Annotated in this window: 22 protein-coding genes and 1 tRNA gene; 13 read left to right on the top strand and 10 right to left on the bottom strand. The window is 60.9% G+C overall.

Annotation, left to right across the window (positions count from 1 at the left end):
* Positions 1–17: 17 nt before the first annotated feature.
* Together NZ585_12300 and NZ585_12305 are read left to right on the top strand one after the other, a co-directional pair.
* A complete protein-coding gene (locus NZ585_12300) occupies positions 18–2,318 on the top strand; it encodes an oligopeptide transporter, OPT family (protein MCS7080812.1) in 2,301 nt (766 codons plus the stop codon).
* Complete coding sequence (locus NZ585_12305; GenBank protein ID MCS7080813.1) at positions 2,315–3,505, top strand: hypothetical protein; 1,191 nt, start codon at positions 2,315–2,317, stop codon at positions 3,503–3,505. Before NZ585_12300 ends, NZ585_12305 begins: the two co-directional genes overlap by 4 nt.
* 31 nt (positions 3,506–3,536) lie before the next feature.
* Here the strand turns inward: NZ585_12305 and nth are convergent, their stop codons facing one another.
* A complete protein-coding gene (gene nth / locus NZ585_12310; GenBank protein MCS7080814.1) occupies positions 3,537–4,217 on the bottom strand; it encodes an endonuclease III in 681 nt (226 codons plus the stop codon).
* 126 nt (positions 4,218–4,343) lie between these two features.
* Between nth and NZ585_12315 the strand changes: the two genes are divergently transcribed.
* A complete protein-coding gene (locus NZ585_12315; protein MCS7080815.1) occupies positions 4,344–4,910 on the top strand; it encodes a DJ-1/PfpI family protein in 567 nt (188 codons plus the stop codon).
* A gap of 29 nt (positions 4,911–4,939) precedes the next feature.
* Entirely contained in the window at positions 4,940–5,761 is an 822-nt protein-coding gene (locus tag NZ585_12320; GenBank protein MCS7080816.1) for a hypothetical protein, read from the top strand.
* 108 nt (positions 5,762–5,869) lie between these two features.
* Here the strand turns inward: NZ585_12320 and NZ585_12325 are convergent, their stop codons facing one another.
* Positions 5,870–6,886, bottom strand: a complete 1,017-nt coding sequence (locus NZ585_12325) for a dipeptide epimerase (protein MCS7080817.1) — start codon at positions 6,884–6,886, stop codon at positions 5,870–5,872.
* Between the two features lie 123 nt (positions 6,887–7,009).
* On the opposite strand from NZ585_12325, the gene NZ585_12330 reads away from it, so the two are divergent.
* From NZ585_12330 to NZ585_12355, 6 genes are all read left to right on the top strand, one after another.
* Complete coding sequence (locus tag NZ585_12330) at positions 7,010–7,882, top strand: SDR family NAD(P)-dependent oxidoreductase (protein ID MCS7080818.1); 873 nt, start codon at positions 7,010–7,012, stop codon at positions 7,880–7,882.
* On the top strand, positions 7,879–9,453 hold the full coding sequence (locus tag NZ585_12335; protein ID MCS7080819.1) for a glycosyltransferase: 1,575 nt from the start codon (positions 7,879–7,881) through the stop codon (positions 9,451–9,453). The genes NZ585_12330 and NZ585_12335 overlap by 4 nt, the downstream gene beginning before the upstream one ends.
* Positions 9,454–9,529: 76 nt before the next feature.
* Positions 9,530–10,162 (top strand): 7-carboxy-7-deazaguanine synthase QueE, encoded by a 633-nt coding sequence (locus NZ585_12340; GenBank protein ID MCS7080820.1) that lies wholly within the window; start codon positions 9,530–9,532, stop codon positions 10,160–10,162.
* A gap of 141 nt (positions 10,163–10,303) precedes the next feature.
* Positions 10,304–11,755 carry a S8 family serine peptidase gene (locus NZ585_12345; protein ID MCS7080821.1) on the top strand — a complete coding sequence of 484 codons (1,452 nt, stop codon included), beginning with the start codon at positions 10,304–10,306 and terminating at the stop codon, positions 11,753–11,755.
* A gap of 125 nt (positions 11,756–11,880) precedes the next feature.
* Positions 11,881–12,513, top strand: coding sequence for a 1-acyl-sn-glycerol-3-phosphate acyltransferase (locus NZ585_12350; protein ID MCS7080822.1), 633 nt, complete (start codon positions 11,881–11,883; stop codon positions 12,511–12,513).
* The gene (locus NZ585_12355) at positions 12,510–12,971 is read left to right on the top strand and encodes a cytidine deaminase (GenBank protein ID MCS7080823.1); all 462 of its coding nucleotides are present in this window, start codon (positions 12,510–12,512) and stop codon (positions 12,969–12,971) included. Before NZ585_12350 ends, NZ585_12355 begins: the two co-directional genes overlap by 4 nt.
* A 119-nt stretch (positions 12,972–13,090) precedes the next feature.
* Here the strand turns inward: NZ585_12355 and NZ585_12360 are convergent, their stop codons facing one another.
* Positions 13,091–13,246 (bottom strand): ATP-binding protein, encoded by a 156-nt coding sequence (locus NZ585_12360; protein MCS7080824.1) that lies wholly within the window; start codon positions 13,244–13,246, stop codon positions 13,091–13,093.
* Between the two features lie 267 nt (positions 13,247–13,513).
* On the opposite strand from NZ585_12360, the gene NZ585_12365 reads away from it, so the two are divergent.
* Positions 13,514–15,910: a transglycosylase SLT domain-containing protein gene (locus tag NZ585_12365; GenBank protein ID MCS7080825.1), complete on the top strand. Its 2,397-nt coding sequence runs from the start codon at positions 13,514–13,516 to the stop codon at positions 15,908–15,910.
* A 44-nt stretch (positions 15,911–15,954) separates the two neighbouring features.
* Here the strand turns inward: NZ585_12365 and NZ585_12370 are convergent, their stop codons facing one another.
* From NZ585_12370 to gmd, 7 genes are all read right to left on the bottom strand, one after another.
* Positions 15,955–17,037, bottom strand: coding sequence for an amidohydrolase (locus NZ585_12370; GenBank protein MCS7080826.1), 1,083 nt, complete (start codon positions 17,035–17,037; stop codon positions 15,955–15,957).
* 218 nt (positions 17,038–17,255) lie between these two features.
* The gene (purL, locus tag NZ585_12375) at positions 17,256–19,556 is read right to left on the bottom strand and encodes a phosphoribosylformylglycinamidine synthase subunit PurL (GenBank protein MCS7080827.1); all 2,301 of its coding nucleotides are present in this window, start codon (positions 19,554–19,556) and stop codon (positions 17,256–17,258) included.
* A gap of 172 nt (positions 19,557–19,728) precedes the next feature.
* A complete protein-coding gene (locus NZ585_12380) occupies positions 19,729–20,595 on the bottom strand; it encodes a ParB/RepB/Spo0J family partition protein (protein MCS7080828.1) in 867 nt (288 codons plus the stop codon).
* Positions 20,546–21,349: an AAA family ATPase gene (locus NZ585_12385; GenBank protein ID MCS7080829.1), complete on the bottom strand. Its 804-nt coding sequence runs from the start codon at positions 21,347–21,349 to the stop codon at positions 20,546–20,548. Before NZ585_12385 ends, NZ585_12380 begins: the two co-directional genes overlap by 50 nt.
* A gap of 124 nt (positions 21,350–21,473) precedes the next feature.
* Positions 21,474–22,109: a class I SAM-dependent methyltransferase gene (locus NZ585_12390; protein MCS7080830.1), complete on the bottom strand. Its 636-nt coding sequence runs from the start codon at positions 22,107–22,109 to the stop codon at positions 21,474–21,476.
* Between the two features lie 91 nt (positions 22,110–22,200).
* Complete coding sequence (locus NZ585_12395) at positions 22,201–23,133, bottom strand: GDP-L-fucose synthase (GenBank protein ID MCS7080831.1); 933 nt, start codon at positions 23,131–23,133, stop codon at positions 22,201–22,203.
* Between the two features lie 12 nt (positions 23,134–23,145).
* A complete protein-coding gene (gmd, locus tag NZ585_12400) occupies positions 23,146–24,162 on the bottom strand; it encodes a GDP-mannose 4,6-dehydratase (protein MCS7080832.1) in 1,017 nt (338 codons plus the stop codon).
* A gap of 182 nt (positions 24,163–24,344) precedes the next feature.
* Between gmd and NZ585_12405 the strand changes: the two genes are divergently transcribed.
* A tRNA-Gln gene (locus NZ585_12405) sits at positions 24,345–24,418 on the top strand.
* A gap of 165 nt (positions 24,419–24,583) precedes the next feature.
* Positions 24,584–25,993 carry a dihydrolipoyl dehydrogenase gene (gene lpdA / locus NZ585_12410; protein ID MCS7080833.1) on the top strand — a complete coding sequence of 470 codons (1,410 nt, stop codon included), beginning with the start codon at positions 24,584–24,586 and terminating at the stop codon, positions 25,991–25,993.
* Positions 25,994–26,017: the final 24 nt, after the last annotated feature.

Consider the following 26,017-nt stretch of genomic DNA (forward strand, 5'->3'; position numbering starts at 1 on the left):
CGAAGCGAGTAATCCTTATGACGACCACGCGAGTTGAAGCGCCGGAGGCGACGCATTTTCACCCTTTCGTCGCCAACGACGAGGTCATGCCGGAGTTTACGCTGCGCAGCGTACTGGTCGGCGTCATTTTGGGCATTATCTTCGGCGCTTCGTCGGTGTACTTGGCGCTCAAGGTCGGGCTAACCGTCTCGGCCTCAATCCCGATTGCGGTGCTTTCGATTACGATTTTCCGGGCGCTCGGCCGAAGCTCCATTCTCGAAAACAACATGACGCAAACCGTCGGCTCGGCGGGCGAGTCGGTTGCGGCCGGCGTGGTGTTCACCGTCCCAGCGCTGCTTTTGATGGGGTATTCGCTGGAACTTTCCCGGACGACGCTCATTGCTCTGGCCGGCGGGTGGCTGGGCGTCCTGCTGATGATTCCGCTGCGGCGGGCGCTCATCGTCAAGGAACACGGGAGACTCACCTACCCGGAAGGCACGGCCTGCGCCGAAGTGCTTATTGTCGGCGAAAAGGGCGGCAGTCAGGCCAAGCTGGTTTTCGGCGGGTTCGGACTGGCGCTGCTCTACAAGTTTTTGATGTCGGGGCTGCACCTGTGGAAAGAGTATCCCGCGAAGGCGCTGGGCAAGGTGTTGCCGGGCGCGACGGTCAGCGCCGAGGTTACGCCGGAGTTGATGGGCGTCGGCTACATCATCGGCCCGCGCGTCGCCGGCATTATGCTTGCGGGCGGGGCGCTGTCGTACCTTGTCGTCATTCCGACGATTGTGTTTTTCGGGTCCGGCCTCGCCGAACCCCTTTTTCCGGCGACCAAGTTGATCCGCGACATGTCGCCCGATGCGATTCGCTCCAGTTTCGTGCTCTACATTGGCGCCGGCGCCGTGGCGACGGGCGGCGTCATCAGTTTGGCGCGCTCCCTGCCGATGATTCTGTCCGCCTTTCGGGCCGGCGTCGGCGGCCTCAGAGAAGCGGGCGGCGCGGCCGTCACGCGGACGGAAAACGACTTGCCGATGAGCTTCGTCCTGAATGGCGCCGGATTGCTCTGGGTCATCCTGAGCGCCGTTGTTTACTTCACGGCGGCGGAGCTTGGCTTTAGCGTCCTCGCCGCCGGGATGATCATCGCCTTCGGCTTCTTCTTCGTGACGGTGTCGTCGCGGATCACCGGCGAAATCGGCTCTTCCTCAAATCCGATTTCCGGGATGACGGTGGCGACGATTTTGCTCACCTGCCTGATTTTTCTGGTCATCGGCAAGGTCGGCATCGAAGCCCGCGTGGTAGCGCTGTCGGTCGGCGCGGTAGTGTGCATCGCCGCTGCGATTGGCGGCGCGACTTCACAGGACTTGAAAACTGGGTTTCTCGTTGGGGCGACGCCGCGCCGACAACAAATCGGCCTCCTCATCGGCGTCACGACTTCGGCGCTAGCCGTCGGCCCGGTGTTATGGTTCCTCAACGACACCAACACGATTTACTTTCCCAAGGACGCGCCGGGCTACACAGCTCAGAAAACCGAAGATGAAACCGTCATGCTGGCTGGGAAGACGTACCAGGTTCATAGCGTGACGGAGCCGGTCGCAGGACTGCTGCCCGGACGCTACTTGGTAAACGACGCCGGGCAGGTGCGCTTCGTGATTGACCCCGGCGTGGGCGGCGTTGAAACCAAGCAGCTTGTCGCGGCTGCCGGCCCCGTGGACGGAACGCCGACCGGCGTCATGCGCGGACTGGACGATCAAACCTACACGGTGGTCAGCGTCGGCGCGGGCGACGCCAAGACGGAGTATCTCGTGGACACCGCCGGGCAAGCCCACTACCGCCTTGTGAAGCGCGATTTGCCCTATACCGCCCCAAAGGCCAGCCTGATGAAACTCATCATTGACGGCATTCTCACGCAAAAGCTGCCGTGGGCGCTGGTGCTGTTGGGGATGTTCATTTCCATCACGATGGAGTTGTGCGGCGTCGCGGCGCTGCCGTTCGCCGTCGGGTTGTACCTGCCGTTTTCAACTTCGGCGGCGATTTTCGTCGGCGGCTTTATTCGGTGGTTGGTCGACCGGCAAACGGGCGGTACGGTCTCGGAAGCCGAGGCCGAAGCCGGAAGCGGCGTGCTGTTCAGTTCCGGGCTGATTGCCGGCGGCTCGATTGGCGGGCTACTGCTGGCGGCGCTGACCGTGGTCGCCGGCGCGGCGCTGGCGAAGCTCAACGTAGCGGAGCACGTTCCGGCGCTCGAGCACGGGCCGTTTTCCGATGTCTGGGCGACGGCGGTGTTTCTGCTGCTCGGCGTCGGTCTTTACCGCGTAGCGCGGTGGTCCCTCGTTGGAAAGACATCATGAGCGCAACGACGTGGTTGGTTCGGCGACTGCTGGCGGCGGTCGCCTTTGGCTTCGGCCTGCTGTGGCTTGGCGTTGGTGTGTTGGCGGGCGATGTCTGGGCAGGCGGCGTCGTCACCCGCGACAATGTTCCCTTCAACTACGCCGAAGACCGCCTGCTGATCTACTACGACCCGGCGACCAAGCGCGAAACGGTCATTTTTGAGCCGGCGATTCGCTTTCGAGGCGAAGCTTTCGCCTGGGCGATGCCGTTTCCGGGGGACATTCAGTTGGCGGCCGCCGGGCCGCAGATTTTTCTGCGCCTGAGCGAATACCTTGCGCCGACCGTTATCGAAACCAAACTCCGGTGGAAGCTGGCGTTCTGGCTCTGGGAGTGGCTCAAGCCGAAGCCAGTCGTCAAACCGAGTGAGTCGCTCAAGCCGCAGCCCGGTCAGGTAGTGGTGGCGCGGCGCGTGGTCGAGGCTGGGATTGAAACGTTCCCGCGCGCCACGAAGGAGGAACTCATCAAGGGGCTTCAAAAGGCGGTGACGCGCGATCTCGATGAAATTCCGTTCGATCCAACTAAACCGCCCAAGCCGGAAAAGCCACTGGTGTTGTCAAAGGCGTTTCTTGCGTGGGCTCAACCGCATCTTGATCGGAAGGCAACCTGGGTCATTGTCACGGCGCGGACGGACGCCCCTGATATTTCGCTCGGTTATGATGAGCAGGCCTCCATCCAGCCGTTCGTCGTCTCCTTCACCACCGAGCAGCCGATTGTGCCACTGCTTTGCCCGCCGCCGACGCCGGCGGCCGAGAACGTTCCGCAGTACCGCAACTTCAAAGTGTTCATTGTCGCCAATGAACGCAAAGAAGTGCGCGCCGACGGTGTTCTGTTGTTTGACCCGGCCGCCGTGCCGTTTGCGGATCGTGTCCCGGCTGCCGATTGGGCCAAGCGGGTACTTGCTCCGACACAGCCTGAATTTCAACCGGCAGGCGACACCTTTCTGACCGTTTATTTCCACACCGAGCGCAACCAGCGCGTCTTTCAGACCAACCCGGTCATTGTTCCGGCGACGACGCAAGCAACCATTCGTCCGCCGGCAAACATTGTCGTGCAGGAACGTCCGGTCATCATTCCTGGCGAGGCATTGCTGCTGATGCTGAGCGGCGGCGTAGTCTATTGGCGGCAACGCCAACGCGAACGGCGGTGAGTAGTACGAACCGCCAGTACGCCGCCACGACTTACGCTTGCCCCGCCGAAGGGCAGAGATCGGCAAGGATGCACGCCTCGCAGCGCGGACGGCGTGCACGACACACCGCTCGGCCGTGAAAAATGAACCAGTGCGGCAGCATCACGTAGTGCCGGCGAGGAACAATCGCCATTAGGTCACGTTCGACTTTTTCTGGCGTCGGCGCAGTGGAAAAGCCCAATCGGGCGGCAAGGCGCGTCACATGCGTATCCACCACGATACCCGGCGCTTGACCGAAGGCGTTACCCAAGACGACGTTCGCCGTTTTGCGCGCCACACCTGGCAGCGTAAGCAGCTCTTCCATCGTACGGGGCACTTCCCCGCCGAAAGCTTCAACCAACCGCCGCCCCATCCCCTGTAACGCCTTGGCTTTGTTCCGGTAAAAGCCCGTCGAACGAATGTCCGCCTGAAGGGTCTCAAGGTCGGCCTGAGCGTAATCCGCCGCCGTCCGGTATTTCTGGAAGAGGTCTTTCGTGACCAGATTGACCCGCTCATCCGTACACTGGGCAGACAGAATGGTGGCGACCAACAGTTCGAGCGGCGTCGTGTAGTTAAGCGAACAGCGCGCGTCGGGATACGCCCGGCGCAGTCGCCGAATAACGGTCTGCATGCGGCGGCGCTGAGCCGCCAAGTCGGTGTTGTCCACCATCGGATGAGTTGCTTTCGACTTCATAAGTGCGGATGAAGCGCGTGGGAAACGGCTTGACGTTGACAGGGGTTTGAAGCCAGCATAGCGGCATTCAATCGCTTCTGAAACAGCCTGTTTTCAATACTCCCATCGCTCCAAGACTGACAGCGTATGCCAAAGGTGCTTGTTCCTCTCGCGGAAGGCTTCGAGGAGATGGAAGCCGTGATTGTCGTGGATGTTCTGCGCCGCGCTGACATCGCCGTCGTGACGGCTGCGCTGACTGACAACCGCACCGTCACCGGCTCCCACGGCATTCCGGTCGTCGCCGATACGACGCTGGCCGCCGTGATGGAAGACCACTTTGACGCGGTGGTTCTGCCCGGCGGGTTGCCCGGCGCGACGAATCTCCGCGACGACCCACGCATCGCCGAGATCGTGCGCCGGACGGTCGAACAAGATGGGTGGGCGGCGGCAATTTGCGCCGCGCCGCTGGCGTTGGCGGCCTTTGGGGTGCTGCGTGGGAAGGCGTTCACCTCGCATCCAAGTGTGCGCGACCGGTTGGCGGACGCTGGAGGCGAGTACGATGAACGGCGAGTTGCAGTGGACGGGCGCATCGTCACTAGCCGCAGTCCCGGCACGGCGTTTGAATTCGCGCTGGCGTTGGTCGCCCGCCTTGCTGATGAAGCGACGGCGCGGCGGTTGGCGGAGGCAATGTTGGTTGCGGCTTCGGTCGTTTGAGGTCAGAACGTTCGGAGTAATTCGTTGGTATGAAACCCCTGCCAAAACACTTGGTCTTTGGGACGCTGGCCACTGGCTTGCTGGCGGTCGGCGGTTATGTCTGGCTTCAGGGCCGAACGAGCCTGCCGTCATCTTCAACGCCCGCCTTGGCGACGGATACCGTCGCCGCAAAGGAAGCGGCGGTGGATCCGCTCTTGAGCGAGTTGCTCGCGGATGACTATGCCGACGCCGAGGAACTCGAATACTACGACCGCAACGCCGTCCGGCGGGCGTTGCTGGCCGAACAGACGCGCGCGACCGGCAAACGCGCTGTCGCCGTTGCTTACTTGCTAGCAGCGCTGGATGAAGACTACGCCCGCAATCGGGATATTGTCTTGGCGGCGCTGGAAGCGCGTCTGGCTGATCCAACTGAAGACGATGACGCCATCGAGTACGCCATCTCGCTGTGTAAGCGAGGCGATCAGAGCTTACGGCGACCGCTGTTCGCAGCGGCCGCGCGGTGCGTTGGCGAGTCGGCCGAGCTGCTGGGGACATTCTACGCCGACCTGATTGCCTCTGACCTGGATGGGTTTCTGGACGTACTCAGCCGCTTCCATGCAGATGAACAACGGCGGATCGCGGACCTGATGGCTCAAAGCTTGGTCGTGACACCAGAGGAGCAAGTGTCGGACGACCAGTTTGACGACATCTATGAGACCTTGACCCACCGTGCCGCACAGGGCAAATCTGACATTCGCGCTGCTGCCCGCCGGTGTGTTGAGGCGCTTGACCGTGAGCTAGCTGATGACGGCGCGACACCGGCGGCGCTGCTGGTGCATGGCGTACGTAAGCCTTCCCCTTTTGCCAAATAGCGCTTGAACCACGTACAAGTCCACTACCTGCTGAACAGAGCCAATCAAGCGGGCCGAAGGGACAGCCTGCGCCTTGGCATGCGCCCGCGGCGCCTTCCAAGGCATCGGCTACGTCTTGGGTTGGACGCCAATCCCTGGTAGAGGTCGCGGCGTCAGTCGCCCGGCGACAAGTTGTGCGCCATCAAAGGGGTCGTTGGCGATGAGCGCTGCGCCGTCCAAATCCGCCCAATCCGCCAGTGGCGACAGATGCGCCGCCGCCGATACGGCGCAGGAAGTCTCCGTCATACAGCCCAGCAACGTTTTGAGACCCAGCGCCCGCGCTACGGTTAGCATCATATAGGCGGCGCGCAACCCACCGCACTTCGCCAACTTGACGTTAACGCCGTGATAGACGCCGCGTGCGGCGACGACATCCGCGATGCTGTGAACGGCCTCGTCGCCGATAATCGGCAGCGGACTGCGCTCGGTCAGCCAAGCATGGTCATCCACGCGGCTCGGCGGAAACGGCTGCTCGACAAAGAGCACGTTTTGCTCGGCCAGCCAGCCGATGAAATCCAACGCCGCCATCCGGTCGCGCCAACCCTGATTGGCGTCCACTGAAAGCGGCCGGTCAGTGGCGTCGCGGACGGCGGCGACCAACGCCCGGTCGTCTTTCCCGCCAAGCTTGAGCTTGATGACCTGGTACGCAGTGACCTGCGTGACTTTGCGGCGTAGCGCCTCCGGTGCCCCCAAACTGAGCGTAAACGATGTCGGCGGAATTCGCGCCAAATCTAGACCCCACAGTACGTAGAGCGGCCGCCCAATGATTTTGCCGAACAAGTCGTGCAGGGCGATGTCTAGTGCCGCCAGCGCGGGCGGTAGGTCGCCAATGCTGGCGGCGGCCTCCGCCAGCAGGGCGTCGAGGTTGAGGGGGTCGGCGTTCACCGGCCAGGAGACACGCGCCAACGCTCGGCAGACGGCGTCCTGTGTCCACCCCAAATACGGTGGTAAAGCGACCTCGCCGTAGCCGACCAACCCGGCGTAATGCAGTTCGGTAAGCACAGCCGGCGTCGTTGTTCGGCTGCCGACGGCTAGGGCAAAGGGTTCTTTGAGTTCGAGAGTAAACGGACGAATGATCAAACGCATGGCCCGTTACGCCGCCCCTAGGAGTCAGCTTGACAGCTTGAAGCAACCACGGAAGCGTTGACGGTGTACAGGGGTTCTTAGATAACCTAGCTCACAACACTTTGCTGCTATTTAGCCAGTGACATGAAACGAATCGCGCTTGTGACCGGGGGGACGGCCGGCATCGGGAAGGAAACCGTGCGTGGATTGGCGCGCGCCGGTTTTGCTGTGGCTTTCATCGGGCGCGATCCCCGCAAATGCGAACTTGTCGTCCAAGAACTGCGCGCCGACACTGGCAACCCTGACATCACAGCCCTGACAGCCGACCTGTCGCGCTTGGATGACGTTCGACGTGCGGCGGCTGAGTTTCGCGCCGCCTTTCCCCGCCTCGATGTTCTGGTCAACAACGTTGGAGCGATTTTCGACGTACGCCGGACAACCCCCGACGGCTTTGAACAAACGTTTGCGCTTAACCACCTCTCCTACTTCCTGCTGACCAATCTGCTGCTTGACCTGCTTGTCGCAAGTGCGCCGGCGCGCGTTGTCAACGTCAGCTCGCGGGCGCATCGCTTCGTGACCGGCGTGGATTTCGACGATCTTCAGTTCGAACGGAAGCCGTACGCTGCGATGACGGCTTACGGCCAATCGAAGTTGATGAACATTCTTTTCAGTCACGAACTGGCGCGGCGGTTGGACGGAACGGGCGTGACCTCCAACTGTTTGCATCCGGGCGGTGTCGCCTCCAACTTCGCCGATAATACGTCTGGGTGGTTTCGTTTGACGGCGCGAGTGCTCAAGTGGGCGTTTGGTATTTCACCCGCGCGCGGCGCGGAGACATCGCTTTATTTGGCGACGGCGGCTGAGGCGGCGGGCGTCAGCGGCCAATACTTTGAGCGTTGCCGGCCAGCGCCGACCAGCGCCGCCGCCAATGACCCTGCGGCGCAGGCGCGGTTGTGGCAAGTCAGCGAGGAAGCGGTTGGCCAAGTGTTTCCTTCGCCGGCAGGAGTCACATCGTGATTTTCGACGTGCTTCCCGCTTCTTCCACGAGGACGCTTAGCGCCCTCCCAGTCACAGCGCCGACGTTGGCTGGCCGCGTCCTTGCTGTTGTCTTAGCGGCTTGGTGGTTGCTGCCGTTTTTCGCCTTCTTCGTCGTGGCCTCGCCGGGCGGCCTCACATTTGAGTTTCAACAGGGCCTTAGGGGCGGTGCAACGGCACTGGCGCTCGCCGTCATTGCCGCTGTCTTACTCCGGCTGGCTTCCATGAGCGGCTCGCTGCTTGAAATCCGCCGCCGTCGCCGTCGCCGCGCCATCGAGATGGAATGGACGCTGCCGAACTCCGAACGCATTCGTCCAATTTCGATTATCGTGTGGGTGCGCGGCGGGCGCGAACGAGCGGTTGAGATTATAGACCGTCTGCTAGCGCTGGATTATCCACGCTTTGAAGTCATTGTCGTCAATGACGGCGCAAGCGATGGGACGCATGCTTGTCTGCAAGAGGCGTTCCTCCTCCATCCCGTCTCACGCATTATTCAGCGCAGCATCCCAATGCAGACTGAGCCGACGCTGTACGCCTCGGCCAAACACGCCGAACTGACCGTCGTCGCCAAACCAGCGACCGGCCGCGAAGATTCGCTCAACTGTGGTTTGAATCTGTCGCGCTATCCGCTGGTCTGCGCCCTTGACACCCAAGTCACGCTTAATCCAGATGCGTTGATTGAGCTTGCTCGTGGATTCATTGAAGACGTGACGCAGACCGTCGCTGTCAGTTGTCTGGCTGAGTTCCCCGGCGACGCTTCAACCCCGAACGATTCGGAAATTCGTCTCTCCGCCGACGGCCATCCGTCATATGCGGCTACCCAACGTCTGGTCGGTACGGCGGCAGTGCGGCGTCCCCTGGATGATCTCCAGCGGATTGACCGGGCGGCGCTCTTCCATACGCAGTGGCTGCTCCGCACCGGCGTCGGCAATCTAGCGCTGTTGCCGGGCGTCGTCTCACTGCTCAAAAAAACCGAAATCGTGGCGGCTGGCGGTTATCGGACCGGCTACGCCGCCGACACACTCGACCTTTTGCTGACAGCCTACGCTGTCCGCAAGCGTGAAGAAACGCGGCGCGTGCTGTTTGTCCCGGAAATCCTCGCCTGCATTCCACCCCTGAACTCACTGGATGAAGCGATGGCGACACGGGCAACCGCTGCACGGGAAGCCTTCGGCGTCATTGTCCGCCACTTGGGTCTTACCTTCGGTGGGCAAGGTGACTGGCGCGCGCGCTTGGCGTTGCCTGTGTTGATTGTGGCATCCATCTTTGCACCGATCTGGGAGCTGTTCGCCGTCGTGCTGGTAGACTTGACGGCGATGGCGGGCGGACTGACGTTTGATGAACTCGTCGCACTGTTGACGCTGTTTGTCGCCGTCGGTCTGTCTGACGGCTTGGGCGCGCTGCTATGCGACGAAGCCTCTAACCGCCGCCGTCGTTCAACCGAGGACATCCTGCGACTAGGGCTGAGCGCCGTCAAATACGCGCTGGGGTTCCGGTGGATGATGGGGCTGGCGCAGATGCGGGGCATGCTGGCGTACATTTCAGGACGCTGAATCCGTGAAACGATACCAGTAAGGCACGTTTGTACCCCCGGCGCACTTCGCCGTCTAAAGCGAGGCGATTGTCCCCATGCGTATTACCGAAATCTTCTTCAGTATCCAAGGGGAATCCAGCTACGCCGGCCTGCCCTGCGCCTTTGTACGGACAACGGGCTGCGACCTCCGCTGTACGTGGTGCGATTCGGAATACACGTTCACCGGTGGGACGCACATGACCGTCGCGGAAATCGTCGAGCGGGTTCGGGCATATCCGACGCGACTGGTCGAACTGACTGGCGGCGAGCCGTTGCTGCAAAGGGACATCTACGACTTAGCTGGACGCCTGCTTGAAGAAGGGTATACGGTGCTGATTGAAACCGGCGGTCACCGCGATGTTTCACGGCTTGACCCGCGCATTGTCAAGATTATGGACATCAAGTGTCCGGGCAGCGGTATGGTGGAGAAAAACCTGTGGTCGAATCTCGACTACGTGACGCGCCGCGACGAGGTCAAATTTGTTCTCGCCGACTTGGGCGACTATTTCTGGGCGCGGGAAATCCTGCGCATCTACCGGTTGGAGGAGCGAACCAATGTGCTGTTTTCAACCGTGTTCGGCGTCGAACGACGGCCGATTGTGGAGCGCATTCTGGCGGATGGCCTCCAAGTACGCTTTCAGACGCAGTTGCACAAACTCATCTGGCCGCCGGACATGCGCGGCGTTTGACTGGATGACGCCGTCCTATCTCACCGAGCGCGGGCTGCGGCGGCTTGTCGTCTTGTCACCGACAGTGTAGCCTTGTTCCCATCCTTCACAGGCTGCGTCCAACGCCACGCGGCTGCATTCCGCCACGGGAGATTGACCGGTATGCGTCCATCCACTCTCAAGCATTTGGCCCTCGGCTGTGCAGTGATTGCGGCCGCCGGTGGGATTGGTCTGATGCGCCGTCTTCCGGTTCCAAAGTCGTGTGGAACCGTAGCGCACCCAGTCACGGTGGAACCGAGTAAGCTTGCCTGTCCTGCCGGAGGCGCAACCGTCGCCGAACGACCTGAAAGCTACGGCTTTATTGTCAAGTACAAGCGGACGGCGCAGCCGAACGCCATCGCCAAGCTCATGGCACAGATGAACGTCGGGCGGGTTTACCGCTATTCCAACCTACCGTTGTTCGCCTTCGGCCTGTACCCGGAGGACAAAGCGGAGACGACGGATGCATTTCTGGAACGTCTGCGGAAGCATCCAAGCGTGGAATATGTCGAACCGAACTATGTGTACAAAGCTGAGGATGTGCGCCCTAACGATCCTGGCTTTGCTGAACAATGGGGACACTTCAACGACGGTCAGCCGATCAAGGGTGGTCGGCCAGGCATACCGGGTGTGGACGCTGCCGTACCGTCGGCGTGGGATGTGACGACAGGCAGCCGCGATGTCGTTGTAGCGATCATTGACACCGGTGTGGATTACACGCACGAGGACCTAGCCGACAACATGTGGGTCAACGACCGTGAAATCCCCAACAACGGCCTCGATGACGACAGTAACGGCGTCGTGGACGACTACTACGGCTATAACGCCGTCGGGAACAGCGGCGACCCGATGGACGACAATGGCCACGGTACGCACTGCGCCGGCGTCATCGGCGCGAAGGGGGATAACGGCGCGGGAATTGCAGGTGTGAATTGGGATGTGCGTCTGATGGCGCTCAAGTTTCTGGACGCCAACGGTCGGGGAACGCTCAATGACGCGCTGGAGTGCATTGACTATGCGATTGCGATGAAGCGGCGTGGCGTCAACCTCCGCATCCTGTCGAACAGTTGGGGCGGCGGCGGTTATTCGCGGGCGCTGGAAGACGCCATCCGCATCGCCAACGCGAACGACATCCTTTTTGTCGCTGCCGCCGGCAACGCCGGTACGGACAATGACCGCCTCCCACACTACCCGGCGTCCTACAACGTCCCCAACGTTGTGTCGGTCGCTGCGCTGTCGCCGGATGACAAGCTGGCGGCCTTTTCCTGCTACGGCAAGAAAACCGTTCACTTGGCTGCGCCGGGTGTTGATGTTTACAGCACCGTGCCGGTTGGCGTCTTTGGGGAAGGGTACAAGCACTTCTCTGGCACTTCGATGGCGACGCCCTACGTGGCAGGCGCGGCGGCGCTGGTGTTGGCAAACACCCCAGGTCTGTCGGTCAAGCAACTCAAGGCGCAACTGCTCCGCTCCGTCACACCGACGGCGGCGCTGGCCGAGCGTGTGGCGACTGGCGGACGACTCAATGTCGCACGGGCGCTGGGCGTCCGCAGCGAGCAAGCGTTCCTGCCTGAATAGCCGGTCTTTACATAGGCATACGCCGTGCGCCCCCGTCGTTTCGGCGGGGTCGTTTCGGGGGTTGTTCATAGGTTGTTTGGTTGTTTTGAGGCTGGCGCGGCGCAGCGCCCTGCTGTCAACCGGTGATGAACTTCCACCAGCGTACGATTGTCTATCTTGTCCGTCCGGCGCTGCGCTTGGCGCTTCATCCGTTTTTTCGGATGACATATTCCGGCGTCGAGCACGTACCGAAGACAGGGCCGGTTCTGTTGGCTCCGAATCATCAGGCGTACGCCGATCCATTTTGGATTGGTCTCCCAATTCGGCGGCCGATTCACTTTATGACGTGGAGCCGCGTTTTTCGGGTCGCCTACCTGCGTCCGTTCCTGCGGTATTTCCAGTGTTTTCCGGTTGACCATGACAAACCGTTCGACAAAAGCGCGCTCAAGACCCTGCAGGACCTCCTGCGCGCTGGTCAGGCGGTGATGATTTTTCCCGAAGGCGGACGGACGCCGCATGGCGACCTACAGGAATTCAAGGCCGGGGCGTTTCGGATTGCGGTCAAAATGCAAGTGCCGATTGTCCCGATTACACTCAACGGCGGCTTTGAGGCCTGGAGCATGTATCGCAAATTCCCGCGACCGGCGAAGATTCGGGTTCACTTTCACCCGCCAATGCGCTTTGCGGCGCAAGACCGCGACCTGAAGGAAGTAACGGCCGAAGCTGCCCGTGTTGTCCGGGAAGTCATCGCCAGCAAGCTGGAGCGTCCAAGGTTATGACGCAGGCGGCGACGCCTTGCTCGAAAACAGCCTTAGGTGACAAGGCGCTAATCGCCGCTGCACAGGCCGCCCGGCGACACGCCCATGCGCCTTACTCCGGGTTTGCCGTCGGGGCGGTTATTCAAGCCCGCTCCGGACGTTTCTACACCGGCTGCAATATTGAGAATGTCTCGTTTGGGTTGACGGTTTGCGCCGAGCGCGTTGCGCTTTTCAAGGCGCTCTCCGAAGGCGAACGCGACTTTCAGGCCGTGGTCGTCGCTACGGAAGCCGCAACTCCGACGCCACCTTGCGGGGCCTGTCGGCAGGTGTTGTGGGAGTTTTGCGGCGACATTCGCATCATTAGCGTTGCGGCGCAAGGCGCAACTATGGAGTGGTCGCTGGCGGCGCTGTTGCCGGAAGCGTTCAACTGTCATCATCTCCTCTCGTCCCCGGCGACCCCTCCCTCCGAAGCGCCATAGCCGTTTTCGAGGAGCATCCTGCCGAGTGCGGGGGCGTCCTCTTTTGGTTAGACGGCAACGCTTTTGTCGTTCAGACGCTCCCTTCGGCAAGGGAAAACATCGCGCTGCAAGGATGTTTTTCAGGTTGGGTCGGTCTCAACGCCAGCGTTGGCGACGGGCAAAGTCACAGTAAAACTCGTACCAACACCTAGCTGACTTTCCACTCGGACATCACCGCCGTGCGCCGCGACAATGCTTTTCACAACGGATAGACCTAAGCCAACGCCGACGCCCATCCGATGGTTGCGCGACTGCCGACAGACATCGAATACATAGGGCAAATCCCTCTGGCGGAATGCCGACGCCGGTATCCGTCACGCTGATTTCAATAAAATCACGACCGATGGTTGAGCGCGCGAGCGATTGACCTCCGTCATCTCCGTCGTAAAGGTTTGTTGCATAATGTTCGGCCTTGGCGTTTTCACTGACCGCCTGGAAAAAGTCTTTGTTTCCCAGCGATGTAGGATTTTGAAAACGTACGTGCGAAGCTGCTCTGCGCGCCTATGAACCTTCTTGAACTTCAACGTTTCCTAGTCGGCGTGATGGTGTTGGCCGTGACCGTTGCCACACCGCATCAGCCCACCCATCCAAAGCTCGTGCCGCTGTCCGACCAACCGCCGGTGAGCGCCGCCGACGAATCGCTATTTGAGGCACGGACGACGGCGCAGCGCATTCAGCAGGCGGTCGCGGGACGTTGTTACGCCGACGCGCTCCGCGACTTAAACCGCTTTGCCGCCGCCGCGCCAGCGCTGTACGTGCTCAACAACTATGACTACCTCCACGCCCGCTTGGCGCTGCGTACCGGTGATATGGTGACGGCAAAGAAGCTCTTCCTGTCCGTCGTCGCACGCCAAGAGGCGCGGATGCTGACGCCGTTTTGTCTGCATTACTTGGCTGAGATCGCCCGCCGCGAACGACAGGCTGGAAAGTCCGAAGCCGCTGAAGAAGAGCGCGTCGCACTAACGCGCCTCATCCGCGAGTTCGCAATGCATCCGGTCGCACGACAGGCGACGCTGCGCCTAGCCGAAAACTACGTCGCCGCCGGCCGGCTAAACGCCGCCATCGCGCTCTACCGTCAACTTGCACCGCGCAGCCGCGAGTATGAAGCCCGGCTCGGCCAACTGTTGCGTCGCGCCGGCAACGAAGCTGAGGCGCAGGCGATTTTTCGGCGACTGCTAGCGACCGGCAAGGATGACGCAGCGCTGCTGGCGGCGGAAGCGCTTGACGCACAGGGGGACGCCGTGTTGACGCCGGCAGAGCGCCTGACACGGGCGCGGCTTTACCTGGCGAACCGGCATACGGAAGGCGCCAAGCGGCACTTTCGCACCTTGGTTGAGCAAGCGCCAGCCGCGCCGAACCGCGCCGAGGCGCTCTGGGGACTCGGTCGCGCTTTCTTCATTGAGGAAAACTGGGAGGAAGCCCGCCGCTGGTTTGAGCGCGCGCACGAGGAATATCCAACGTCGCCTGACGGCGAAAAAGGCTACTACCAGTCCGGTCACGCGCTGCAAAACGCCGGACGCCACCGAGAAGCTGTTGCGCGCTATGAAGCCTTCATCGCCAAATATCCCAAAAGCAAGTTTCTAGGCGGCGCGCATCTCAACGCCATTGACGCGCTGCGGATGGCGGGCGAGTTTGATGCGGCACTAGCGTGGTGCGATCGTACCGAGGTGCGCTTCCCGCGCGAGTTGACTGGTGTGACGGCTTGTTTCCAGCGGGCGAAAATCTGGCTTTCACGGAAAGACTTTGCGAAGGCGCTGGCAGCACTGGACGCGCTTCAGCGTTTACCGCTGGGACGACGTGGCCCCGGCGCAACCGACGCGGCGGAAGTCGCTTTTCTACGTGGGTTGTGTTTGGAGCGAATGGGGCGCTTCGCTGAAGCCGTTGAGGTGTACCTTGCGCTGCCGGATACGCGGACAAGCTACTACGGGCAGTTGGCGACGGAGCGGCTGCTGGCGTTGGCGCAGCAGGCGGTAGCGCGCGATGTCATCAATCAACATTTGATTCGCCTACGGCAAGCGGACAACAAGGATGCTCTTCAGCAGGCGCTGCGTCTGACAAACGATCCTACGACGCGGCGCGCGTTGTTGACGAAGCTAGAAGCGGCGTACCGGCGACTGCCGGCCTATGCGCAGGCGTGGCGGTATACTGCGCCGGAGCTGGGGCGCGCCTTTATCGCCGACTCCGGCGCTGCGCCTGCTCTGCGTAAGCTGGCCGACGAGTTGGCATTCTTGGGGCTGTACGATGATGCGCTGTTAGTCATGGAAACGCCGACCGGCGACGCCTTTGCGCAGGCGGTTTACGCCGGACGCGGTGATCAGGCGTGGAAAGCCCTCGCTTACGGCGAGGCGGTGTTTGGGACGCTGCCGGAGGATTTTCATTTAGAGGTGATGCCGCGTCAGGTCGCCGAGTTACTGTACCCGGCGCCGTACAAGGACGAGCTGCTGGAACATGCTCGCCTGCGCGGCGTGGACGCCCGACTGTTGCTGGCGATTGCGCGGCAGGAGTCGCGCTTCAACCCGACGGTGAAATCGCCGGTGGGGGCGCGTGGAATGTTTCAGTTTATTGACGCCACGGCTAACCGCGTGGCGCGGGCGTTGAAGCTGACTAACTGGACGCGCGCCGATCTGTATGACCCGCGTACAGCGGTGCAGTTCGCGGCGGCGTACGTCGCAGAGTTACACCAACTGTTCCCAGAGCATCCAGCGGCGGTCGCAGCGGCGTACAACGGCGGCGAGACGGCGACGGCGCGGTGGCGAATGCGGGCCGGAGTGGATGATCCTGACTGCTTTGCGGCGGAAGTAGGCTACGCGGAGACCAAGGAGTATGTCTTCAAAGTGATGACGAACTATCGAGCGTATCAGCGGTTGTTCGACGCCGATTTGCGTCCGCAGCCGCGATAATGCGCTGTTTGGCCGTTGGTTTGTGGTTTGTCTGACCTCTGTTGTCACTGCGCTTCGCTGTCGTTGTGTCGCTCGGCGGCTTGCGCTGTTTCAGTTTCCCAGCCTTGGAGCGGCTCATGGTCGGCGAGACCGAGAAACTCGACGGCGTTTTGCCACAGCAGGCGCGCGCGGTCTTCAGCGGAAAATTCTTTAATTGAACAGATGAGCTTTCCCGGTTCATCTTCGCCGAGTGGAAAGGGATAGTCACTGCCAAGGACGACGCGCCGGACGCCGAACACTTTGACGACATAGCGCAGAGCGTCGGCGTCATGAACCAGTGAGTCCACATAGATTTGCGGCAGGTAGGTGCGCGGCGGCTGGCTGATGTTGATTTGGCACAGGTCGGGCCGCGCCGCCCAGCCTTTTGTGATGCGTCCCAGCGTGAAAGGGAACGCGCCGCCGCCGTGGGCAAAGCAGCAGCGCAGGCGGGGCAGCCGCTCGAAGACGCCGCCGAAAATCATAGAGCAAATCGCCAGCGACGTTTCGGCCGGCATCCCGACCAGCCACGGTAGGAAGTACTTCGGCATACGTTCCTGTCCAACCATTTCCCATGGATGAACAAACAGCGCTGCACCCAACTCGGCGGCGCGTTGGAAGAAGGGAAACAGTTCGGCGGCGTCCAGATTCCACTCGTTGACGTGCGTTCCAATCTCAGCTCCGACAAGTCCGAGATCATTGATGCAGCGTTCTAGTTCGCGGGCGGCCAGCTCCGGCGACTGCATCGGCAGCGTCCCTAGTCCAACGAAGTACGTTGGATGGCGAGCGACGACTTCCGCAATGTGGTCATTGAGGAAGCGTGCCAAGTCGTAGGTGTCCTGTGGCTTGGCCCAGTAGCTGAACATCACCGGCACAGTGGACAGCGCCTGCATGGTCACGCCGTGCATGTGACAGTCGCGGATGCGGGCTTCAGGATGCCAGCAGTTTTCCTGCACCTCGCGGAAGAGGCGGTCGTCAATCATGATGCGGGCGCAGGTGGCGTTGACATACTCCAGCCGGGGAAAGCCGGGATAGCCATACTTGTCGCACAGGTTCTCCCAGCGCGGCGGCAGAATGTGGGTATGCAGGTCAAATTTGCGGAGCGACTCCAATCTGCCTCACAAAAAGCGAGTGTGTACAAAGCGACCCAGTGCTAACTTGGTCTGTGGCGCGATGTTGACCGTGCAATAAACAGCGGGGCTTTAGTTAAGCCAGCGCAGGCGCACTGCGCAAGGTTGTTTTCTGAAGCAGCAAGGCGTCTCATGCTCCCTGTAACCACCAAGACACACCAATCAACTGATGGTGTGGCCCACATCCGTCGAGGCTGTTTTCACAAGCAAAGCGCCGTTCGCCAGAGGTGTTCCAGTTCGGCGATGAGTTCGTCAAGGACAGTCTCACCATCGAGCGTCACCGTCAGCCGCTCCCCGCGGACGACGCCCAACGTTTGACATGGCACACCGTGGTCATCGCACAGTGACTCCACTTCAGCCGCATAACGCGGCGCAACCGCTACGAGCATCCGTCCCGGCGTCTCGCCAAACAGTACGCCTGCGCGCGAACGTTCGGTGTCGGAACTCAGCAAGCTCACCGTCATCCCCGAAGCCGCCTTGCCATGCGCCGAAAAACACATCTCCGCCAACGCCACAAGCAATCCGCCGTCGGCGCAGTCGTGCGCCGCCGTCCACAACCGGCGACGCGCGCCTTCCAAGACGCACCGCTGCAACCGCCGTTCGGCTTCGAGATCAAGCGTCGGAAGCGGCCCGGCGACGACGCCGAACCTCCGGCGTACGTACTCCGTCCCGCCCAAATCCTCGCCGGTCGCGCCCAAGAGATATACCACCTCGCCTTCCGGCAGCGTACGCGGCGCGATGACCGTCCGAACGTCCTCAACAAGGCCAACCGCGCCAATGACAGGCGTTGGGAAAATGCCGCGCCCTTCGGTTTCGTTGTAGAGGCTGACATTGCCGCTTACGATGGGTGTTTCAAAAGCGCGGGCGGCGTCGCCCATCCCGGCGATGGTTTCGCGCAGTTGCCACATGACTTCCGGGCGCTCCGGCGAAGCAAAGTTTAGGCAGTTGGTCAGCCCAATCGGCTCTGCTCCGACGGCGACCAAGTTTCGACAGGCTTCGGCGACGGCAAGCGCCGCGCCTAAGCGGGGTTCGAGGAACACGTAGCGTCCGTTGCCGTCGAGCGTCATAGCGACCGCTTTGCGCGTTTCCTTGATGCGAATAACGGCCGCATCCGCGCCTGGGAGGACAATCGTGTTGGTGCGTACCATGTGGTCATACTGGCGATAAATCCACTGCCGCGACGCGAGGTTGGGCGACGTGAGCAATCGCCGCAGGTCATCCCGAATCTGTGCGGCCGACAACTGCCGCGCAGCGACTGGAAAGATCTCCGCCAACGCCGCTTCACGCGCTTCCCGCCGTGCCGCTGCGTCGGCGATCCAGTCGTCCGGCGGAGCAGCCGGGCGCTCGTAACGCGGCGCGTTATCCGTGAGATGAGCGTTCGGGATGTCGGCGACCAGTCGGCCATGGTGGTGGACGCGCAGCCGGCGCGTGTCCGTCACTCGTCCGACGACGACGGCGGAAAGTCCCCACTTGGCGAAAATTTCCTGCACTTCGCGCTCGCGGCCGCTGTCGGCGACCAGCAGCATGCGCTCCTGCGATTCAGAGAGCATAATCTCGTAGGGCGTCATGCCGGTTTCACGTTGCGGTACCAGCGAAAGCTCAAGGTCAATGCCCGTCCCGGCCCGCGCGCCCATCTCGCAACTGGACGACGTAAGCCCGGCTGCGCCCATGTCCTGAATGCCGACAATGCAGCCTGCGCGCATCGCTTCTAAACAAGCTTCCAGGAGGAGCTTTTCACAGAATGGGTCGCCGACCTGTACGGTGGGGCGTTTGGCAAGGGCGTCATCGTCAAACTCAGCCGAGGCCATGGTCGCGCCGTGGATGCCGTCGCGTCCGGTCTTCGCGCCGACGTACATCACCGGATTCCCAATGCCTGTCGCCTTGCCTAAGAAGATCTGATCGCGCCGCACAAGACCGAGCGCGAACGCATTGACGAGCGGATTGAAGGTGTAACAGTCCTCGAAATAGACCTCACCGCCGATGGTCGGACAGCCGAAGGCGTTGCCGTAGTGGGCGATGCCGCGTACGACGCCGTCCAGCAGCGCCCGATTGCGCGCGCCATGCCGTGGATCGTCAGGCAAGCCGAAACGCAGCGAGTTCAAGATGGCGACGGGACGCGCGCCCATCGTGAAGACATCGCGCAGAATGCCGCCGACGCCGGTTGCTGCACCCTGAAACGGCTCAATGAATGATGGGTGATTGTGCGATTCAATCTTGAAGGCGATGCACCAGCCGTCGCCTATGTCGAGAATCCCGGCATTCTCGCCCGGACCCTGTACAACACGCGCGCCGGTCGTCGGCAGCGTCTTCAGATACACCCGCGACGACTTGTACGAGCAGTGCTCCGACCACATGACCGAGAAAATTCCCAGCTCGACTAGCGTCGGCGTCCGCCCCAGCAGTTCGCATACTCTGGCGTACTCTTCAGGCGTTAGGCGGTGAAGCTCAAGCAGTTCAGGGGTAATGACAAGTTCAGTCGTGGATTCGGGTGCAGAAGCCATGCGCCGACAGTCTCCCAGACGTAAAGCTTTGCAATATCAAAGCTACCGATTGTAGCGGCTTTGCACTCCCTGAGCGAGCCGTTGCCTATGGCGCTGGAATGGTCTGTTGCGTTGGTTTCCAGGGTACGGCGGCGTTTCACGTGAAACGGCGGCAAGTTCGCCGCTCCCGGCACTACACACCCTGTCCGTCCCCTAGCCGCATCAAACGGCTGTAGAGCCGGTCAAGGTCTTCGGCGCTGTAGTACTCGATTTCAATGTAGCCGCCGCGCCCACGACCGACAATCCGCACCCTCGTGCCAAGCAGTTTGGAGAGTTTGGACTCAGCAAACTTCACATTTGGGTCGGTGGGATGGGCGCCGCCGACGATGGCCGGCTCACCGCGCAGAATGCGCTTGACCAGTCGTTCGGTTTCGCGCACGGATAGTCCGCGCTCAATGATACTTTCCACGACACGCCGCTGGAGAGTTTCGCTGTCTAGTGCCAGCAACGCACGAGCATGTCCTGGCGTCAGCTGACGTTCTTCGATGAGTTTTTGAATGTCAGGCGGCAGCCGGAGCAGCCGAATAGCGTTGGCGATAGTTGCGCGATCCTTGCCTAGCCGAGCGGCGACCATCTCCTGCGTTAGCCCCAGCTCATCCATTAGGCGGCGGTACGCCTGCGCTTCTTCGATGGGTGTCAAATCTTCACGCTGGATGTTCTCAATCAGAGAGAGTTCCAGAATTCGGTCGTCGGGAACATCACGCACAACAGCTGGAATACGGTGGAGTCCAGCGCGTTGTGCCGCGCGCCAGCGGCGCTCCCCGGCGATGATCTGGAAACCCTCCCCGTAGCGGCGGACAACGATCGGTTGAAGCAAGCCGTTTTCGCGAATGGATTGTGCTAGCTCCTCCAATCGTCCTTCGTGAAACGTTGCGCGGGGTTGGCCAACGTTCGGGATGATACGCTCGATGTCAAGTTCAAGGAGTTCTTCGCCGGTCTGGGGTGTGCGCTCAGGAAGCAGCGCGCTCAGTCCGCGCCCAAGCGCCCTTTTGGTTGTCATGCGAAATAACCTCCTTGGCGAGTTGCAGGTAGGCGTTTGCCCCTCGTGATTTGATGTCGTAGAGAATGATGGGCTTGCCGTGGCTGGGCGCTTCGGCAAGCCGGACGTTGCGAGTAATGACCGTCTCGAACACCTGCTTGCCGTAGAAATCCCGCAAATCCGCCATGACCTGGTTGGACAGGTTGGTGCGTTCATCAAACATCGTCAGCAAAAAGCCCTCGACGGCGAGCGTTGGATTGAAGCTCCGGCGGATGCGCGCCAACGTGTCGAGTAGTTCCGACACGCCTTCCAGCGCAAAGTACTCACATTGGATAGGCACCAGTACGGAATCAGCGGCGCTTAGGGCGTTGATAGTCAGCAGACCCAGACTTGGTGGGCAGTCAATGATGATATAGTCGTACTGCGCCCGGCAACCTTCAAGTGCACGGCGCAACACAAACTCGCGTTCGTCCACTCCGACAAGTTCAACTTCTGCTCCTGCCAGGTTTCGGTCAGCTGGGGCGACGTAGAGCGCTGGCAGTTCCGTCGCCTGCACGACGTTGGCTAATGGCTCATCTAGGATGAGGACGTGGTAGAGCGTGCGCCGCAGTGTCCCGCGTCGGATGCCTACCCCACTGCTGGCGTTGGCCTGCGGGTCGGCGTCCACTAGCAGCGTCCGCCGGTCGTTGACAGCTAAGCTCGCTGCCAGATTGATAGCAGTGGTCGTCTTACCGACGCCGCCCTTCTGGTTGGCAACGGCAATGATTTTTCCCATGCCGTCTCCCCTTGCTCGCACTGAAATGTGACACGTGAGACGTGTTGACGGCGATCCCGGCCCGCAGCCGCCGTGTCTCGTCGGGGCGGCATTGTAGCGTACGCTTCGTAGCGGCGTAAAAGGTTTAGTCTGCGCGCCGCGTTAACGCCAGCGCCGTTCGCCGGTCGCCGGTCGGCAACGGAAGGAGGTGCTCCACCATCCAGCCCTGCGGCGGACACTCCACTAGTGCGGTCGCGTCCGCTGCGCCGAGCCAGAACACGGCGCGTACCAGTATCGGCAGCTTCAGAAGCTGTGGCAGGCGACGTCGGCCGTCTTCGACGGCGCGCGCAACAATACCGCACGTTTCACGTGAAACGTCCACACCGTAGCTTACCAACGCCCGCCTCGCCGTTCCCGGCTCAAACTCACCCGCGTATACCAGCACCCTTGGGCTAAGTCCCAACTCAGCAACGCACGCTCTGAGAAACGCTGCTTTCTTGGCGCGACGCTCCGCCAGCATCAAGCGCCAGTCCGGCCGCGCGACAGCGAGAACCAACCCCGGAAACCCCCCACCTGAGCCGACATCCACCCAGCAGTTAGGCATGTTTCCCGTGAAACATGGCAGCGCCGCCAAAATGTCAAGGTAGTGCCAACGTACAGCATCTTCAGGCGTCATTAGCCGCGTGAGGTTGAGGCGCGTATTGGCTTCACCTAGGAGGCGGTAGTGCGTCACCAGCGCCGCAACTTGGGTGTCATCCAGTGCGATGCCATGTGCTGTCAAGACCGCTGTCAGCTGTGCCTGAAACGCTGGAACGTCTCTCTCGGCTGCAAACTCCCTGCGTGCGGCAGAGGCTTGCACTCCGAAAGGGGGATCAGTTGCCATAGTTGGCGCAATACCAAGCGTAAGTTGCCGTAATGCCTTCACGAAGCGGAATCCGCGCTCGCCAGCCGAGCGCGTGGAGGCGCGAAACATCTAACAGCTTGCGCGGCGTCCCGTCAGGTTTTGAGGTGTCGTAAACGATATCGCCCGTGTAGCCGACGACCTCCCGAATCAGAGCCGCCAGTTCGTTGATAGCAATGTCTTCGCCAACGCCGACGTTGATGAGTTCACCGCTTTCATACGACCGCATCAGAAATAGCGCTGCGTCGGCCAAATCGTCCACGTGCAGGAACTCGCGACGCGGCGTGCCTGTTCCCCACACAGTTACGGTCGGAGCATTCGTCATCTTGGCTTCGTGAAACTTCCGCAGCAGCGCCGCTAGAACGTGGGACGACGCCAAATCAAAGTTGTCGCCGGGGCCATATAAATTCGTCGGCATCAAAGAGATAGCATTGAAACCATACTGCTTTCGGTAAGCTTTGACCATCGTCAGTCCGGCGATTTTAGCGACGGCATACGGCTCGTTAGTTGGCTCAAGCACCCCGGTCAGCAAGCAGTCCTCAGACATCGGCTGGGGAGCAAACTTGGGGTAAATGCAGGATGAGCCAAGAAACAGAAGCTTTTGCACGCCCCACCGCCGCGCAGCTTCAATCACGTGAGTCTGAATGAGCAGGTTTTCCCGAATGAAATCGCCGCCATAGGTGTCATTAGCCAGAATACCGCCGACCTTCGCCGCCGCCAGAAAGACGTATGCTGGACGCTCGGCGGCGAAAAAAGCCTCTACGTCAGCCTGCCGCGTCAGGTCCAGCTCAGCGCGGGTTCGAAGTACGAGGTTGGTAAACCCTTCCGCCTGAAGCCTGCGAACCAGTGCCGATCCAACCAAACCACGATGGCCAGCGACGTAGATTTTCGCGTCCTTCTCCATCAACTTCCTTTCCTACCTCGCAGCGCGGACAAGGGCTTCACGTCGCGCCAGCTCAAGGTCGTGGTCAACCATCCGCGCGACCAGTGCCGAAAACGAAACACGCGGCCGCCAGCCCAACCGCTCTCGCGCCTTGCTAGCGTCGCCTAGCAGATGATCAACCTCCGCCGGACGAAAGTAGCGCGGGTCTATTTCGACGTAATCCCGCCAGTCAAGCCCAACATAGGTAAACGCCGCTTCAAGAAACTCCCGTACGGAATGCGCTTCCCCTGTCGCAATCACATAGTCGTCCGGCGCGTCCTGCTGAAGCATCAGCCACATGGCCTCAACGTAGTCCCCAGCGAAGCCCCAGTCGCGCCGTGCGTCAAGATTACCCAAGTAAAGCTTGCTTTGAAGACCGTGTTTGATGCGCCCCACAGCGCGCGTAATCTTGCGCGTCACAAAGGTTTCGCCCCGCCGTTCGCTTTCGTGGTTGAACAAGATACCGTTGCAAGCAAACAGGCCGTAGGCCTCGCGGTAGTTGACCGTGTACCAGTGCGCCGCCACCTTTGCCACAGCATACGGACTCCGCGGATGAAACGGCGTTGTTTCACATTGCGGCGGCGGCGACGCCCCAAACATTTCCGACGAACCGGCTTGATAGTAGCGGACCTGCTTGCCTGTCCGCGCCGTGTAGTCACGCAGCGACTCCAGCAGCCGGAGTGTCCCCGTCGCCACCACGTCGCCCGTGTACTCAGCTTGCTCAAACGAAACTTTGACGTGCGACTGCGCCGCAAGGTTATAGACCTCATCCGGTTGGACAGCCTCCAAAATACGCCGCAGACTGGTGCTGTCGGCCAAATCGCCATAGTGCAGCGTCAGCTGGCGCTGCGGGTCGTGCGGGTCACGGTACAGATGGTCAATGCGTCCCGTGGAAAACGAACTACTGCGCCGGATGACACCATGCACGTTGTAGCCCTTAGCAATGAGAAACTCCGTCAAATATGAGCCGTCCTGTCCAGTGATGCCAGTAATGAGCGCCGTTTTGGGCATGAGGGAGACCTGAAATCGCGCCGTTGCGTATTTCCGCAAAACCGTGGGAAGCGAGAGGCGGGATATGACGACATTCGACTATTTTGTCAAGACCACCCTTACTTTGAGGCTGAAACTTGGGGGGTTGACTTCGGAAGCCTGTTTCCGCTACATGACCAGCGCTGACTGCGGTCAGTCCGTGGTGGGAGATCGTTCAATGGTAGGACATCTGGCTCTGGACCAGAGTATCGGGGTTCGAGTCCCTGTCTCCCAGCCAACTTCGCTAAAATGAAAACGGATGCCGATTGGCATCCGTTTTCATTTTGCGTCATAAAGACGGCCTGCGCCGCCTACCCCAGCGGGTGCGCGTCCACTTCAGGGACGGACGCCTTGGTGCAGCGGTCGCACCTGGCGTCCGTCCCTGTCACACGAGGCGTTCATTGTGACTTCTCCCAACCATGCATTTGATGTCGTGATTATCGGAGCCGGCCCCGGCGGGTATGTCGCTGCTATTCGCGCCGCCCAGCTTGGACTCAAGACGGCCATTGTAGAAAAAGATAAGTATCTGGGCGGTACGTGCCTACTGCGCGGCTGCATCCCAACCAAGGCCCTGCTTGAAAGCGCCGCCGTCTATGAACAAGCTAAGCACGCCGCCGAGTATGGCGTAGTGGTCTCCGACGTAAAGCTCGATTACGAAGGTGTAAGGAAATACAAGCAAAGGATCGTCCTCAAATCGGCCAAGGGCGTCGAATACCTGATGAACAAAAACAAAGTCAAAGTGTTCAAAGGCTTTGGCTTTATCGAAAATCCCCACACGGTCAGCGTCACGAACGGCGACGTGAAGGAGTTTCTCCAAACCAAGTTCATTGTCGTGGCGACAGGTTCCGTTCCGCGCGACATTCCACTGTTTCCAACCGACGGCGTACGCATCATCAACAGCGACCATGCGCTAGAACTGACCGAACTGCCGGCGTCAATCGTCATCCTCGGCGCAGGCGCCGTCGGCGTTGAGTTCGCCTCCGTCATGGCGCGGTTCGGCGTGGAAACCACGCTGGTCGAAATGCTACCGCACGTGCTCCCAATGGAAGACGCCGCCATCAGCGCCGAACTGGAACGGGCGCTGCGGGCACAAAAAATCACCGTCAAAACCAACACGAAATGTGAAAGCGCGACCGTGAACGACCACGGTGTGGAAGTGACCCTCGTGGACGGCAACGGCGACCGCTCAACGCTTCAGACTGAGAAGCTACTGGTCGCCGTCGGTCGCCGTCCCATCAGCGCTGGCATCGGCCTTGAAAACACACGGGCGGTGACGGACAAAGGCGGCTACATTGAAGTGAACGGTTTTCTTCAGACAGCGGAGCCAAACATTTACGCCATTGGCGATGTCATCAACACGCCGTGGTTGGCGCACGTCGCCTCGGCGGAAGGCATTGTCGCCGTTGAGCACATGGCAGGCCATACCACTGAACCCATCAACTACGACCACGTTCCGAGCTGCACCTACTGCGAACCGGAAGTCGCCAGCGTAGGCCTCACCGAAGCCAAAGCGCGCGAGCGCGGTTATGAAGTCAAAGTCGGGTCGTTCCCCTTCGCCGCAAGCGGCAAGGCGCGCATTCTCGGTCAAACGGAAGGTATGGTGAAGATCGTCAGCGACGCCAAATACGACGAACTGCTTGGCGTGCACATCATCGGGCCGCGTGCAACGGAGCTCATCGCCGAAGCCTGCGTGGCGCTGCGCGGCGAGCTAACGACTGAGGAACTCGTCCGGACGATTCACGCTCACCCAACGCTTTCCGAGTCCGTCATGGAAGCCGCCCACGGCGTTTTCGGCAGTCCTATTCACATTTGAGCTACCTACACGACTGGCTTCCCA

This window comes from Chloracidobacterium sp. (assembly GCA_025057975.1).
Lineage (GTDB): Bacteria > Acidobacteriota > Blastocatellia > Chloracidobacteriales > Chloracidobacteriaceae > Chloracidobacterium.

Excerpts from the sequence above, each read along its gene's own strand:
- NZ585_12330 (MCS7080818.1), top strand. The coding sequence starts at position 7,010 with ATGAAACGAATCGCGCTTGTGACCGGGGGGACGGCCGGCATCGGGAAG.
- nth (MCS7080814.1), bottom strand. The coding sequence starts at position 4,217 with ATGAAGTCGAAAGCAACTCATCCGATGGTGGACAACACCGACTTGGCG.
- NZ585_12355 (MCS7080823.1), top strand. The coding sequence starts at position 12,510 with ATGACGCAGGCGGCGACGCCTTGCTCGAAAACAGCCTTAGGTGACAAG.
- NZ585_12325 (MCS7080817.1), bottom strand. The coding sequence starts at position 6,886 with ATGCGTTTGATCATTCGTCCGTTTACTCTCGAACTCAAAGAACCCTTT.
- NZ585_12320 (MCS7080816.1), top strand. The coding sequence starts at position 4,940 with ATGAAACCCCTGCCAAAACACTTGGTCTTTGGGACGCTGGCCACTGGC.
- NZ585_12365 (MCS7080825.1), top strand. The coding sequence starts at position 13,514 with ATGAACCTTCTTGAACTTCAACGTTTCCTAGTCGGCGTGATGGTGTTG.
- gmd (MCS7080832.1), bottom strand. The coding sequence starts at position 24,162 with ATGCCCAAAACGGCGCTCATTACTGGCATCACTGGACAGGACGGCTCA.
- NZ585_12395 (MCS7080831.1), bottom strand. The coding sequence starts at position 23,133 with ATGGAGAAGGACGCGAAAATCTACGTCGCTGGCCATCGTGGTTTGGTT.
- NZ585_12305 (MCS7080813.1), top strand. The coding sequence starts at position 2,315 with ATGAGCGCAACGACGTGGTTGGTTCGGCGACTGCTGGCGGCGGTCGCC.
- NZ585_12300 (MCS7080812.1), top strand. The coding sequence starts at position 18 with ATGACGACCACGCGAGTTGAAGCGCCGGAGGCGACGCATTTTCACCCT.
- NZ585_12315 (MCS7080815.1), top strand. The coding sequence starts at position 4,344 with ATGCCAAAGGTGCTTGTTCCTCTCGCGGAAGGCTTCGAGGAGATGGAA.
- NZ585_12345 (MCS7080821.1), top strand. The coding sequence starts at position 10,304 with ATGCGTCCATCCACTCTCAAGCATTTGGCCCTCGGCTGTGCAGTGATT.
- purL (MCS7080827.1), bottom strand. The coding sequence starts at position 19,556 with ATGGCTTCTGCACCCGAATCCACGACTGAACTTGTCATTACCCCTGAA.
- NZ585_12385 (MCS7080829.1), bottom strand. The coding sequence starts at position 21,349 with ATGGGAAAAATCATTGCCGTTGCCAACCAGAAGGGCGGCGTCGGTAAG.
- NZ585_12360 (MCS7080824.1), bottom strand. The coding sequence starts at position 13,246 with ATGGGCGTCGGCGTTGGCTTAGGTCTATCCGTTGTGAAAAGCATTGTC.
- NZ585_12350 (MCS7080822.1), top strand. The coding sequence starts at position 11,881 with ATGAACTTCCACCAGCGTACGATTGTCTATCTTGTCCGTCCGGCGCTG.
- NZ585_12340 (MCS7080820.1), top strand. The coding sequence starts at position 9,530 with ATGCGTATTACCGAAATCTTCTTCAGTATCCAAGGGGAATCCAGCTAC.
- NZ585_12380 (MCS7080828.1), bottom strand. The coding sequence starts at position 20,595 with ATGACAACCAAAAGGGCGCTTGGGCGCGGACTGAGCGCGCTGCTTCCT.